Source organism: Roseococcus sp. GW821-FHT12F05 (assembly GCF_058806835.1).
Window position 1 is genome coordinate 894,388 of sequence record NZ_JBXAQB010000001.1, and the last position, 12,402, is coordinate 906,789.

Below are 12,402 nucleotides of genomic sequence, written 5' to 3' on the forward strand. Positions count from 1 at the left end.
GCCCTCCCACGGCGACAATCCTGCAAATCCTGCGCTTTCGGATGGCAGGCTTGCCGCCGCAATGGGCAGTGACACATTGACCATACTCCCGCCCCCTGCCATCCGGAGGCCCATGTCCGCCGATCCATCGCTCCGCACCGTCCGCGCCTGGCCCTTCGAGGAAGCCGCCAAGCTCGCCGACCGACTGGCCGCGACCGGGAAAAAAGAGGCGTTGTTCGAGACGGGCTACGGCCCCTCGGGCCTGCCGCATATCGGCACCTTCGGCGAGGTCGCGCGCACCAGCTGGGTGCGGAAGGCCTTCACGGAGCTGACCGGGCTGCCCTCGCGCCTGCTCGCCTTCAGCGACGACATGGACGGGCTGCGCAAGGTCCCGGACAACGTGCCGAACAAGGAGATGCTGGCGCAGCACCTCGGCAAGCCGCTGACCCGCATCCCCGATCCCTTCGGCACCCATCCGAGCTTCGGCCAGCACAACAACGCGCGGCTGCGCGCCTTCCTCGACGAGTTCGGCTTCGACTACGAGTTCGCGAGCAGCACCGACTACTACGCCTCCGGCCGCTTCGACGCGGCGCTGCTGCGCATGCTGGCGCTGCACGAGGAGGTGCGGCAGGTGATCCTGCCCACGCTCGGGCCGGACCGCCGCGCGACCTACTCGCCCTTCCTGCCCATCCACCCGAAGACGGGCATCGTGATGCAGGTGCCGATGGAGGAAACCCGCCCCGAGGCCGGTACCATCGTCTGGCGCGACCCCGAGACCGGTGAAGTTTTCGAGACAGCCGTCACCGGCGGCGCCTGCAAGGCGCAGTGGAAGGCCGACTGGGCCATGCGCTGGCACGCGCTGGGTGTGGACTACGAGATGTCCGGCAAGGACCTGATCGACAGCGTCAAGCTCTCGTCCCGCATCTGCAAGGTGCTGGGCAGCGAGCCGCCGGTCTCCTTCACCTACGAGCTGTTCAATGACGCCCAGGGCCAGAAGATCAGCAAGAGCAAGGGCAACGGGCTCACCATCGAACAGTGGCTGGAGTACGGGCCACCCGAAAGCCTCGCCTGGTTCATGTTCGCCTCGCCCGGCAGCGCCAAGCGGCTGCACAAGGAGGTGATCCCGCGCGCGGTGGACGACTGGCTGGCGGGCCTCGCCAAGCTGCGCGAGAACCCGGACCCGGCGAACCCCGCCTGGCACATCCATCGGGGGCAGGCACCGAATTTTGCCCCGCCGCCGGTCTCCTACGCGACGCTGCTCAACCTCGCCGGCATCGCGAACACGGACGATCCGGACCGGCTCTGGGCCTATCTGAAGAAGTATCACCCGGAGCTGACGCCGGAGGCCGAGCCCGTGCTCGACCGCATGGTCCGCAACGCCTGCGCCTATTGGCGCGACTTCATCGCGCCGGAGCGGAAATTCCGCGAGGCGACGGCGGAGGAGGCCGCGGCCATGCGGCGGCTGGTGGAGATCCTGCGCGACCGTGCGCCGGAATTCGAGGCGCTCCCGGCCGGCCCGCAGCGCGAGGCGGCCATGCAGGAGGCCGTCTACGACGCCGGCCGCGAATTCCCGGCCTTCCAGACGCCCGCCAAGGACGGCGGCCGGCCCGGCGTGGGCCGGGCCTGGTTCAGCGCGCTCTACGAGGTGCTGCTCGGCAAGTCCGAGGGCCCGCGCTTCGGCGGCACCATCGCCGTCATGGGCGTGGTCGAGGCCTGCGCGCTCATCGAAAACGCCCTCGCCCGGGAGAGCGCCACGGCGTGAAAGCGCTGCTGCCGTTCCTGAAGCGCCACGGGGCGACGGGCTTCGGCCTGATCCTCCTGGTGGCCGCCATCTGGGTCGTGCAGCGCGAGTTCCGCAACCTCTCCCTCGCCGACGTGATGCGTGCGATGGGCGAGATTCCGGACTCCTCCCTCTGGCAGGGCGCGGGGCTGACGGTGGCGGCCTATCTCGTGCTCGCCGCCTATGACTGGCTGGGGGCGCGCTACGCGGGAAAGCCATCGAGCTGGGGGCGGGCGCTGGTCGCCTCCTTCTGCGGCTACGCGCTGGCGCACAACCTCGGCTTCGCGGCGGTCTCGGGGGCGGCGGTGCGGTTCCGGCTCTACTCGGCCTGGGGCTATTCGACGCTCGAGATCGGCAAGGTCATCGGCTTCACCTCGCTGACCTTCGGCCTGGGCGGCATGGCGCTGGGCGGGGCGGTGCTGATCCTGGAGCCCGAGGTGCTGCCCTGGCTCGGCACGCACCTGCCGCACTGGGCGCTGCAGTCGCTGGCCATCCCGCTCTTCGGCGTGGTGCTTTCCTACATCCTGCTGAGCCGCTTCCGCCGCACCGTCAAACTCTTCGGCCATGTGGTGGAGCTGCCCGGCACCACCATGGCCATCGCGCAGAGCCTGCTCGCCACGGTGGACGTGGCGGTGACCGCGGCGATCTTCTACGTGCTGCTGCCCCCGGTGGAGGGGCTGACCTTCATCCGCTTCGTGGGCATCTACCTCGCGGCCTATTCGGCCGGCATCGTGGCCAGCGTGCCCGGCGGGCTCGGTGTCTTCGACGCGGCGATCGTCATCGGCCTCGGCCCGTACATGGGCGCGGCCGAGGTGGTCGGGGCGCTGCTGGTCTTCCGGCTCTACTACTACATCGTGCCCCTTTTCATCTCCGGCCTGCTCTTCGCGGGCTTCGAGATCAGCCAGCGGCGCGGGACGCTCGGGCGCTTCACCGCGCTGGGCTCCGGCGCCATGCCGCTGGAGGTGCCGGTGCTGTCCGGCCTCGTGGCGCTGGGCGGCGCGCTGCTGATCTTCCTGGGCTCCCTGCCGGTCGACGAGCTGAAGGAATGGGCCGGCTACGAGGCGGCGATCGCCTCGCAATTCGCCGCCTCCCTCGTGGGCTCGCTGCTGATGGTGATGGCCTTCGGCCTGGCGCGGCGGCTCAACATCGCCTGGGGCGCGGCGCTGGTGCTGCTGGGCGCCGGCGCCTTCATCTCCTGGCTGCGCAACGAAGCCTGGTGGACCTGGGGCGTCTTCCTGCTGGTGGCCGCCGTGCTGGCCACCATGCGCCCGGCCTTCTACCGCAACAGCCGGCTGCGGGCCGAGCCGCTCTCGCAGGAGATGCTGCTGCCGCTGGCGGCCGTCGCGATCAGCGGCATGGCGCTGGCGCTCTTCGCCAATGCGAGCCGGCTCCAGGACGCCTATTGGTGGGAAGTCGTGCTGACCGAAGGACCGCCGATCCAGCTGCGCTTCGCCGTCGGCATCACGGTGCTGCTGCTGCTGGCCGGGCTGTTCCGGCTGCTGCGGCCGGCGCGCATCCGGCCGGTGCCCTATGACGACGCCCAGCGCGCGGTGCTCGCGGCGCTGGGCGCCACCCTGCCGGCGCAGGCCGACGGCGTGCTCTGGGGCGAGGCGGGGCGTGCCGGCTTCGCCTTCACCAAGGCCGGTCCGATCTGGATCGGCCATGGCGATCCGGCGGGCGACGTGCGGGACGCCGTCTCGGCCATCTGGCGCTTCCGGGACCTCTGCGAGCGCAACGGGGCGCGCTCGGCCTTCGTGGGCGTGGGGCCGGCCTATCTGCGGGTCTATGCGGACACCGGGCTGCAGACCCTGCCCGACCCCAAGGCGCCCGGCCGCTACGTGGCCTGCCATGCCGAGCGCGACATGGCCGTGCTGATGGACTACTGCGGCGCGCCGGCCGAGCTGGTTGCGGATTGAACCGGCCCGCCCATCTGGGCGAGGATAGGCGATGGGAAACGCCGGGGCCGAAGCCCCGGGGATGCGACCTCCAGGAAATCCAGACCTGATCCCGGCCGGGCTCCCCGGCCGACGAGGACCTGCGCATGACCCAGCCCGCCGCCGTTTCCTCCCCCTTGGCCATCCCGCGCTCGGCGGCGGATCCGCGCCTCGTCCTGGTCGCGCTGGCCATGGGCGGCTTCTCCATCGGGACCACGGAGTTCGCGGCGATGAGCCTGGTGCCGCAATTCGCGCCGGCGCTGGGCATCGACGAGCCGACGGCGGGCCATGTCATCAGCGCCTATGCGCTGGGCGTGGTGGTGGGCGCGCCGCTGATCGCGGTGCTCGGCGCGCGGCTGCCGCGGCGCTCGCTGCTGATCGGGCTGATGGCGGTCTTCGCCCTGGCCAACGGGCTTTCCGCCCTTTCGCCGAACTACGGCTGGATGCTGGGCTTCCGCTTCCTCAGCGGCCTGCCGCACGGCGCCTTTTTCGGCGTGGGCGCGCTGGTCGCCGCGTCGCTGGTCCCGCGCGAGCGCCGCGCCCAGGCGGTGTCGCGCATGATGCTGGGGCTGACGCTCGCGACGGTGGTCGGCGTGCCGCTGGCCAATGGCGTGGGTCAGCTCGTGGGTTGGCGCTGGGGCTTCGGGCTGGTGGCGATCCTGGCGACAACGACCGCGGCGCTGCTCCTCGCCTTCATGCCGCATGCGCCCGGCGACCGGGGCGCGAGCCCCCTTCGCGAGCTCGGCGCGCTGCGCCGGCCGCAGGTGTGGCTGGCGCTTGGCATGGGCGCGATCGGCTTCGGCGGGCTCTTCGCCGTCTACACCTATCTCGCGACCACGCTGGTCGAGGTGACGGGGGCCGCGCCGGCGCTGGTGCCGCTCGTGCTCGCCGTCTTCGGCGTGGGGCTGACCCTCGGCAACCTGGTCTGTGCCTGGGCGGCGGACCGGGCGCTGATGCCGGCGGCAGGGATCACCCTCGTCTTCAACGCGGCCATGCTGGCGCTCTACCCCTCCGCCGCGCAGAGCCTCTGGACGCTGGTGCCGGTGGTGCTGCTCATCGGCTGCAGCGGCGGGCTCGCGACCATCCTGCAATCCCGCCTGATGGACGTGGCGGGCGATGCGCAGACCCTGGCGGCCGCGCTCAACCACTCGGCCTTCAACACCGCCAATGCGCTGGGGCCTTGGCTGGGCGGGATGGCGATCGCGGCCGGTTACGGCTGGACCTCGACGGCCTGGGTCGGCGTCGGGCTGGCGCTGGCCGGGCTGGTCATCTGGGCGGTGTCGTGGAGCCTCGATCGGCGCTAGCTTCGTCCCATGAAGGTCATCGGCCTCGCGGGATGGAGCGGAGCGGGCAAGACGACGCTGGTCGTGCGCCTGATCCCGGCGCTGATCGCGCGCGGCGTCTCGGTCTCCACGGTGAAGCACGCGCACCACAATTTCGATGTGGACCAGCCGGGCAAGGACAGCTTCGAGCACCGCCAGGCGGGCGCCGCGCAGGTGCTGGTCTCCTCGGCCAACCGCTGGGCGCTGATGACCGAGCATCGCGGCGCGCCGGAGCCGCCGCTGAGGGAACTGCTGGGGCGGCTGAGCCCGGTGGACCTCGTGGTGGTCGAGGGCTTCAAGCGCGACCCCGTGCCGAAGATCGAGATTTTTCGGAGTGCCAACGGCAAGCCGTTTCTCTACCCCGAGGATCCGCTGATCCGCGCCGTCGCCTCCGACGTGCCGGTGCCGGAGGGCGCGCCGCCCTCGGTGCATCTGGACGACATCGCGGCCGTCGCCGAGGCGGCCCTACGCCACGCGGAGAAGTTCTGATCTAATCGGCGCAAATCCGGAGGAAATCATGTCCGAACACGTGCTGACCGAGCGCGCCGATGCCGTGCTCACCATCCGCCTCAACCGGCCCGACAAGAAGAACGCGCTGACCCGCGAGATGTACAACGCCATGGGCGAGGCGCTGAGCCTCGCCGCGGTGGACGAGAGCGTGCGGGTCGTGATGCTGGCCGGCGGCACGGACTTCACGGCCGGCAACGACATCAAGGATTTCGCCGCCGTGGGCGACCGTCCCGCGACCGAGCCGGGCGCGGCCTTCAACTTCCTGGAGAACATCGTCGGCTTCGCCAAGCCGGTGGTCGCGGCGGTGCGCGGCTACGCCGTCGGCATCGGCACGACCATGCTGCTGCATTGCGACGTGGTCGTGGCCAGCGAGACGGCGCGGCTGCAGATGCCCTTCACCCGGCTGGCGCTGGTGCCAGAGGCGGGTTCTTCCCTCCTGCTGCCGGCGCGCGTGGGCCCGGCACGGGCGAACTGGTGGTTCCTGTCGGGTTCACCGATCTCGGGGGCCGAGGCCGCTTCGGCCGGGCTGGCCTCGCGCGCCGTGCCGGACAACGAGGTCGAGCCGGTGGCGATGGAGATGGCGAGAACGCTGGCCGCGCTGCCGCCAGGCTCGGTCGCGGAGACCAAGCGGCTGATCAAGGCGCCGCATGCGGCGGCGGTGGCCGAGGCCATGGCGGCTGAGCGCGTCGCCTTCGCCGAGCGGCTGCGCACCGCCGAGGCGCAGGCGGCCTTCGCGAGCTTCCTCAAGAAATAGGCGCGCTCACCCGGTGGTGATAGGCAGGGGCGATGTTCCCCTCTGCCGACAATTTCGAGATTTTCCTGGCCGCCCTGCCTGGCCTGGAGCCCGCGCTCTTCGCGGAGGTCCGCGGCAAGGGCTTCAAGCTGGCGAAGGCCGTACCCGGCGGCGTCACCATCCGCGGGGGCTGGCCGGAAGTCTGGCGCGCCAACCTGTGGGTCCGCGGCGCCGGACGTGTCCTGGCGCGGGTCGCGAGCTTTCGCGTCCAGCATCTCCGGGATCTCGATCTCCGCGCGCGCCATGTGCCCTGGGGCGATATCCTGCGCGCCGACATGCCGTTCCGGGTCGAGGCCTCCTGCACGGGATCCAAGATCTACCACTCCGGCGCGGCGGCCGAGCGGATCGTGACGGCGATCCAGAAAACGCTTGGCGCACCGCATGTGGAGGAAGCCGAAGTCACCGTCATGGTGCGCATCGACCACGATGTCTGCACGATCAGCCTCGATACCTCCGGCGAGCTGCTGCACAAGCGCGGCTACAAGGAGGCCGTGAACCGCGCACCGATGCGCGAGACCATGGCCGCGCTCTTCCTGCAGCAATGCGGTTTCGACGGCAGCGAGCCCGTGCTCGATCCGATGTGCGGCTCCGGCACCTTCGTCATCGAAGCCGCGGAGATCGCGAGCCGGCTCAATCCCGGCCGCTTCCGCCATTTCGCCTTCGAGCAGCTCGCCACCTTCGATCCGGAGGCGTGGCAGGTCATGCGCGAGGTGAAGAGCCGGCGCGTCCCGGCGGCCCGCTTCTACGGCAGCGACCGGGATGCCGGCGCCATCGCGATGAGCGTGGCGAATGCCGAGCGTGCCGGCGTCGCCGACTGCACCGAGTTCCGGCAGGCCACGATCAGCGAGATTGCCCCGCCCGAAGGGCCGCCGGGCCTGGTCATCGTCAATCCGCCCTACGGCACGCGGCTCGGGGACAAGACGAAGCTGTCGGCGCTGTACAGCGCGCTCGGGCAGACGCTGACGAGCCGCTTCGCCGGCTGGCGCGTCGGCCTCATCGCAAGCGATCCGGCCATGGCGCGCGCGACCCGGCTGCCCTTCCTGCCGACCGAAGCGCCTGTGCCGCATGGCGGGCTGCGCGTGATTCTGTTCCGGACCGAGCCGCTGCGCTGACGGAAGTCGGGCAGTCGGCGGCTTCCCGGTCCCGATGATCCCGGTCAGGATCAGGTCAGAGAACGTGACCTGACGAGAGTGCTTCACCTTGCCAAGAGGCGTGCAGATCATGAGCGCTAAGGCTGGACGCGGGCTCACGCGGATCCCGATGTGCTCCTAGACAGCCGCGCCCGATGGGCCCTGCTGATCCTGGCGTCGCTCCTCGTCTCCGCGGCGCTGGAGGCGCTGCAACTGCCGGCCGCGCTGCTTCTCGGCCCGCTGATCGTCGCGGTCGCCATGGCAGTGGCGCGGGCGATGCCCCGGGTGCCTGCCCCGGCCTTCCTGCTGGCCCAGGCGGCGATCGGCAGCATGATCGCGCGCGCGATCCCGGCCTCCACCCTGCCGGAGCTCGCCCGCGACTGGCCGATCATCCTGGTGGGGATCGTCTCGGTGCTCGCCGCCAGCTCGCTGGTCGCCTGGGTGCTGATGCGGTGGCAGATCCTGCCGGGCACCACGGCCGTCTGGGGCACCTCGCCGGGCGCGTCGCAGACCATGATCCTGATGGCCGAGAGCTACGGGGCCGACATGCGCCTGGTGGCCTTCATGCAATATCTTCGCCTGGTCTTCGTCGCGCTGGTGGCGACCGCCGTGGCGAGGATCGGGACAGGGGTGGAAGGCGGCGCCGTCGCGGCGGTCGACTGGTTCCCGCCCCTGCATGCGCCGGCCTTCGGCGCCACCCTGCTGCTGGTCGCCGGCACGGCGCTCATCGGCCGCTACGCGCGGATTCCGGCCGGCCCGATGCTCGTCGCGCTCGTCATCGGCACCGCGCTGAACACAGCGGGGCTCATGACGATCGAGCTTCCGCCCTGGTTTCTGGCCTGCGCCTATGCGCTGTCGGGCTGGCAGATCGGGGCCCGCTTCGACCGGGCGATCCTGTGGCATGCTGCGAAGGCCCTGCCGCGGCTCCTGGCGGCCAATGCCGCACTGGTGGCACTCTGCGGGCTGATCGCCGCCGGGCTGGTGCTGGTGGCGGGGGTGGATCCGCTGACGGCCTATCTGGCGACCAGCCCGGGCGGCTCGGACACGGTGGCGATCATCGCCGCCTCGAGCCAGGTCGACCTGCCCTTCATCATGGCCATGCAGACCGCGCGCATGTTCCTGGTGATCCTGACCGGGCCCTGGGTCGCCCGGAAGCTGGCGGATGCCGAGCAGCGGCGGCTCCGGGCGCGCGGGTCCTAAGGCACCAGCACGACGCGCCCCGCCGAGCGTCGCTCGCGCACCTCGGCCATCGCCTCGCGAAACTTTTCCAGCGGGAAGCTGGCGTGGACCTCGGGCTTCAGCTTGCCCTCCGCCCACCAGCCCATGAGCTGGTCCCACAACGCCCGGGTCCGCGGCGCGTGAACCTCGCGATTGTCGCCCGGCGACCAGCCGATATAGGTGCCCCAGTTCAGCCCGGCGACGCCGATGTTCTTCAGCAGCAGGATGTTCGCCGGCACGGTGGGAATCCCGCCGGCCGCGTAGCCCACCGTCACCAGCGTGCCGCCGTCGCCGAGGCAGCGCAGGGAGTCGTCGAAGATGTCGCCGCCCAACGTGTCGAGCACGCAGGACACGCCCGCGCCGCCGGTGATCTCGCGCACCCGGTCGCGGAAGGGCGCCGCGCTGTCGAGCACCGCATCCGCGCCGCGGGCGTGCAGCATGGCGTGCTTCGCCGCGCCCGCGCGGGCGATGACCTTGCCGCCCAGCGCCTTCACGATCTCGACGCCCGCGAGCCCCACGCCGCCGGCCGCGCCATGCACCAGCACCCAGTCGCCGGCCTTCACATGGCCGCGCCACATGAGTGCCGAGGCCGCGGTGGGGTAGCTGATCGGGAAGGCCACGGCCGGCGCCAGCGGCAGCCCGTCGGGGATGGGCGTGACGTGGATCGCATCCACCACCGCCTCTTCCGCGAAGCCGCCCCAGTCGAGCGCGGCGAAGACGCGCGTGCCCTTCGGTAGTGGCCCTTCCAGCACGGTGCCGGCGACCTCGGTGCCGGGCACGAAGGGCAGCGGCGGCTTGCGCTGGTATTTTCCGGCGACGACGAGCTGGACCGCGAAGGAGACGCCGACCGCCTCCACCTTGATCCGCACGGCGCCGGGCCGCATCGGCGGCGGCGGGATGTCCTTGATCTCGAGCTGGTCGAACTCGCGCCAGGATTCGCAGAGAAGAGCGCGCATCATTCCCCCTTGATGTCAGCGTCGCGGACGAGCCGTCCGAAGCGCTCATACTCGCTTGCGGAGAACCGCGCGAAATCGGCCGGCGTGCTGGCGATGGGGTCGGCGCCCATCGAGGCGAAGCGCGCCTTCGCATCCTCGCGCTGGCAGACCTTCGCCACCGCCTGCTGCATGCGCGTGGCCAGCGCCGGCGGCAGGTTCTTCGGGCCCCACATGGCGTACCAGGTGGTCATCTCGTAGCCGGGGACACCGGACTCCGCGATGGTCGGCAGCTCCGGATGGCTCGGCAGGCGTTGCGTCGTCGTCACCGCGATGGCGCGCAGGCGGCCGGAGCGCACGTGCTCGGCGGAGGAGGCGAGGCTGTCGAACATGATCTGCACCGTGCCGCCGAGCAGATCCTGCAGCGCCGGGCCCGAGCCGCGATAGGGGATGTGGGTGATGTCCGTCCGCGTCATCAGCTTGAAGAGCTCGCCCGCCAGGTGCGGCGCGCCTCCGATGGACGACGAGGCGTAGGAGATCCGCCCCGGCTGCGCCTTCGCCAGATTGATGAGGTCCTGCACGGATCGCACCGGCACCGCCCCGTTCACCACCAGGATGAGCGGCACCTTCACGATCTCGGTGACGGGCGAAAAATCGGCCAGCGCGTCGAAGGGCAGGCCGCGCATGAGGTGCGGCGTGATGACATGGGCGGAGGCATTGACCAGAAAGGTCGCGCCATCGGGCGCGGCCCGCGATGCTTCGCCCGCGCCGATGGAGCCGCCGGCACCGGCGCGGTTCTCGACCACGAAGGGCGAGCCGAGCTCGGCCTGGAGGCCGGCCGCCGTGACGCGGCCCACGATGTCGGTCGGGCCGCCGGGCGGGTAGGGGACGATCACGCGCACGGGACGGCCTGGCCAGTCCTGGGCTTGCGCGACGGCGGGCGCGGCGAGGGCGGCGCCCAGCAGGGCGCGGCGGGTGGCGGTCATGGACGTTCCTTCGTGGTTGCGCCGATGATAGCGCAACCGCCCGGGCCGGCCATGCCGGGTTCAGGTCGAGAGGGTCTCGGTCTCGCCGAAGCCGGGCCGGACGCTGTCGAAGAGCAGCTTGGGTGGGTGCCGCATCCGCGCATCGGCCTCGGACATGTGGTTCTTCACGGTGATCCGGATCGTCGTGGCCTCGGAGAGCCTGACATGCAGGGCGTCATAGGCCTTGCCGGAGCTGGCGATGAAGGCGCCCATGCTTGGGCGCCAGCTGCCGACGAGGATGCAGCCGTCGGTGTCCTCGGCCTTGTTGCCGATGTGGATGAGGATGCCAGAGAAATTCTGCACGTCGTGCAGGCGCGGGATCAGCCGGCTGCGGCCCGCCTGCTCGTAGCGCTTCGAGAATTTCGGGCTCTCCGCCAGCGTGACGTTGTACGTGCCGGGCGGGATGGCCGTCCTGCCGTGGATCTTCTCCGCGCGCTCCAGGTCCTCGAGCGTGTGGCACTGGAATTTTCCGTCGACTTCGAGCGTGCCGATGGTGGCTTCGCCGACGGTCACTTGCCGTGTGAGGAGCAGTTCCATGGTGCGTGCCTCCGTTGCTTCGCTAAATCATGCCATTTCATGAATATGACGTCCACGGAAACCAGGTGCCCTTCGCCCCGCCGGTTTTTTCCGCGATGATGCCGCCCATCAGGAGGAAGCAATGCTGAAGCCCTACGAGGGACTATTCGTGCTCGACGCCGCGCAGGGCATCGCGGGGCCGTATTGCGGGATGCTGCTGGCGCAATGCGGCGCCGATGTCGTGAAGCTCGAGCCGCCCAAGGGCGACTGGTCGCGCGGGCTGAGCACGCGGGCGGAGAGTCACAGCGTCATGCACACCGCCTTCAACCGCGGCAAGCGCGCCATCGTGCTGGATCTGACGGACGAGGCAGATCGCGCGAGGACGGCGAAGCTGGCCGCCAGGGCCGACGTGCTCATCGAGGCCTTCCGGCCCGGCGTCGCCCGGCGCATCGGCCTGGGGCCGGAAAGCGCGAAGCCGGATGCCGTCTGCATCTCCGTCTCCGGCTTCGGCCAGCAGGGCCCGCACAGCGAGCGCCCCTGCACCGACAGCGTGGCCCAGGCCTATTGCGGTGTGGTCGCGATCAATCCGGGCATGGACGGGCTGCCGCATCGGGTGGGCACGCAGATCGTGGACGTCTTCACCGGCCTCTCCGCCTTCGCCGCCTGCCAGGCCGCGCTGGCCGAGCAGGCGCGCGACCGCGCTTCCGGCGCGCCGCCGAAGCGCCGGCACCTCGACATCTCGCTGATGCAGGGCGCCGCCTCGATGCTGGTGCTGCCCATCGCGGAATCCGGCCTGCTCGGCCGCATGCCGGACGAGGTGAACACGCCGGCCGGCGCCTATCCGGCGAAGGACGGCGTCTCCGTCATGTTCGCCCTGGTGCGCGAGACCGAATGGGTGACGCTCTGCGACGTGATCGGCCGTCCGGACCTGCCGCAGGACCCGCGCTTCGCCGATTTTCCCACCCGCTTCGCCAACAAGCCCGCCCTGGTCGCCATCCTGCGCGAGGTCTTCCTCACGAAGACCTCATCCGAATGGCTTGTGCTGCTGCAGGCCGCGCGGCTGCTCTGCGACCGGGTGAACACGCCGCTGGAATACCTGGCGGAGGCGCATGTCCAGGCCATCCAGGCCGCGCCGATCCTGCAGCAGCCGGGACTCGGGCCGCTGCCCTTCCCGGCCATCCCAGGCCTCGGCGCCTGGGAGCCGCCCGCGCCGGCGCTCGGGCAGGATACCGATGCCGTCCTCGCCGAATTCGGAGTCTGACC

Annotated in this window: 11 protein-coding genes; 8 read left to right on the plus strand and 3 right to left on the minus strand. The window is 70.8% G+C overall.

The window, feature by feature from the left end:
• Positions 1 to 112: 112 nt before the first annotated feature.
• From AC1ROY_RS04545 to AC1ROY_RS04575, 7 genes are all read left to right on the plus strand, one after another.
• Complete coding sequence (locus AC1ROY_RS04545) at positions 113 to 1,741, plus strand: lysine--tRNA ligase (RefSeq protein WP_493147389.1); 1,629 nt, start codon at positions 113 to 115, stop codon at positions 1,739 to 1,741.
• On the plus strand, positions 1,738 to 3,675 hold the full coding sequence (locus AC1ROY_RS04550; protein WP_493147390.1) for a lysylphosphatidylglycerol synthase domain-containing protein: 1,938 nt from the start codon (positions 1,738 to 1,740) through the stop codon (positions 3,673 to 3,675). The genes AC1ROY_RS04545 and AC1ROY_RS04550 overlap by 4 nt, the downstream gene beginning before the upstream one ends.
• Before the next feature lie 125 nt (positions 3,676 to 3,800).
• Positions 3,801 to 4,997, plus strand: coding sequence for an MFS transporter (locus AC1ROY_RS04555; protein ID WP_493147391.1), 1,197 nt, complete (start codon positions 3,801 to 3,803; stop codon positions 4,995 to 4,997).
• Positions 4,998 to 5,006: 9 nt separating this feature from the next.
• Complete coding sequence (mobB, locus tag AC1ROY_RS04560; protein ID WP_493147392.1) at positions 5,007 to 5,504, plus strand: molybdopterin-guanine dinucleotide biosynthesis protein B; 498 nt, start codon at positions 5,007 to 5,009, stop codon at positions 5,502 to 5,504.
• 28 nt (positions 5,505 to 5,532) lie between these two features.
• Positions 5,533 to 6,279, plus strand: coding sequence for an enoyl-CoA hydratase-related protein (locus AC1ROY_RS04565; protein WP_493147393.1), 747 nt, complete (start codon positions 5,533 to 5,535; stop codon positions 6,277 to 6,279).
• A gap of 32 nt (positions 6,280 to 6,311) precedes the next feature.
• Entirely contained in the window at positions 6,312 to 7,430 is a 1,119-nt protein-coding gene (locus tag AC1ROY_RS04570) for a THUMP domain-containing class I SAM-dependent RNA methyltransferase (protein ID WP_493147394.1), read from the plus strand.
• A 150-nt stretch (positions 7,431 to 7,580) separates the two neighbouring features.
• Complete coding sequence (locus tag AC1ROY_RS04575; protein ID WP_493147395.1) at positions 7,581 to 8,648, plus strand: AbrB family transcriptional regulator; 1,068 nt, start codon at positions 7,581 to 7,583, stop codon at positions 8,646 to 8,648.
• Here AC1ROY_RS04575 and AC1ROY_RS04580 read toward each other — a convergent pair.
• The 3 genes from AC1ROY_RS04580 to AC1ROY_RS04590 are packed head-to-tail and all read right to left on the minus strand — an operon-like array spanning position 8,645 to position 11,160.
• Positions 8,645 to 9,622 carry an NADPH:quinone oxidoreductase family protein gene (locus AC1ROY_RS04580; RefSeq protein WP_493147396.1) on the minus strand — a complete coding sequence of 326 codons (978 nt, stop codon included), beginning with the start codon at positions 9,620 to 9,622 and terminating at the stop codon, positions 8,645 to 8,647. The two genes, AC1ROY_RS04575 and AC1ROY_RS04580, sit on opposite strands and share 4 nt — an antisense overlap.
• Positions 9,622 to 10,584, minus strand: coding sequence for a tripartite tricarboxylate transporter substrate binding protein (locus AC1ROY_RS04585; protein ID WP_493147397.1), 963 nt, complete (start codon positions 10,582 to 10,584; stop codon positions 9,622 to 9,624). Before AC1ROY_RS04585 ends, AC1ROY_RS04580 begins: the two co-directional genes overlap by 1 nt.
• Positions 10,585 to 10,644: 60 nt before the next feature.
• Positions 10,645 to 11,160, minus strand: a complete 516-nt coding sequence (locus AC1ROY_RS04590; protein WP_493147398.1) for a DUF5675 family protein — start codon at positions 11,158 to 11,160, stop codon at positions 10,645 to 10,647.
• Between the two features lie 121 nt (positions 11,161 to 11,281).
• Between AC1ROY_RS04590 and AC1ROY_RS04595 the strand changes: the two genes are divergently transcribed.
• A complete protein-coding gene (locus AC1ROY_RS04595; RefSeq protein ID WP_493147399.1) occupies positions 11,282 to 12,400 on the plus strand; it encodes a CaiB/BaiF CoA transferase family protein in 1,119 nt (372 codons plus the stop codon).
• Positions 12,401 to 12,402 lie beyond the last annotated feature (2 nt).

Bases quoted from the DNA above. Each gene is read 5' to 3' on its own strand.
- AC1ROY_RS04545 (WP_493147389.1), top strand. From the start codon at position 113: ATGTCCGCCGATCCATCGCTCCGCACCGTCCGCGCCTGGCCCTTCGAG.
- AC1ROY_RS04555 (WP_493147391.1), top strand. From the start codon at position 3,801: ATGACCCAGCCCGCCGCCGTTTCCTCCCCCTTGGCCATCCCGCGCTCG.
- mobB (WP_493147392.1), top strand. From the start codon at position 5,007: ATGAAGGTCATCGGCCTCGCGGGATGGAGCGGAGCGGGCAAGACGACG.
- AC1ROY_RS04565 (WP_493147393.1), top strand. From the start codon at position 5,533: ATGTCCGAACACGTGCTGACCGAGCGCGCCGATGCCGTGCTCACCATC.
- AC1ROY_RS04570 (WP_493147394.1), top strand. From the start codon at position 6,312: ATGTTCCCCTCTGCCGACAATTTCGAGATTTTCCTGGCCGCCCTGCCT.
- AC1ROY_RS04580 (WP_493147396.1), bottom strand. From the start codon at position 9,622: ATGCGCGCTCTTCTCTGCGAATCCTGGCGCGAGTTCGACCAGCTCGAG.
- AC1ROY_RS04585 (WP_493147397.1), bottom strand. From the start codon at position 10,584: ATGACCGCCACCCGCCGCGCCCTGCTGGGCGCCGCCCTCGCCGCGCCC.
- AC1ROY_RS04590 (WP_493147398.1), bottom strand. From the start codon at position 11,160: ATGGAACTGCTCCTCACACGGCAAGTGACCGTCGGCGAAGCCACCATC.
- AC1ROY_RS04595 (WP_493147399.1), top strand. From the start codon at position 11,282: ATGCTGAAGCCCTACGAGGGACTATTCGTGCTCGACGCCGCGCAGGGC.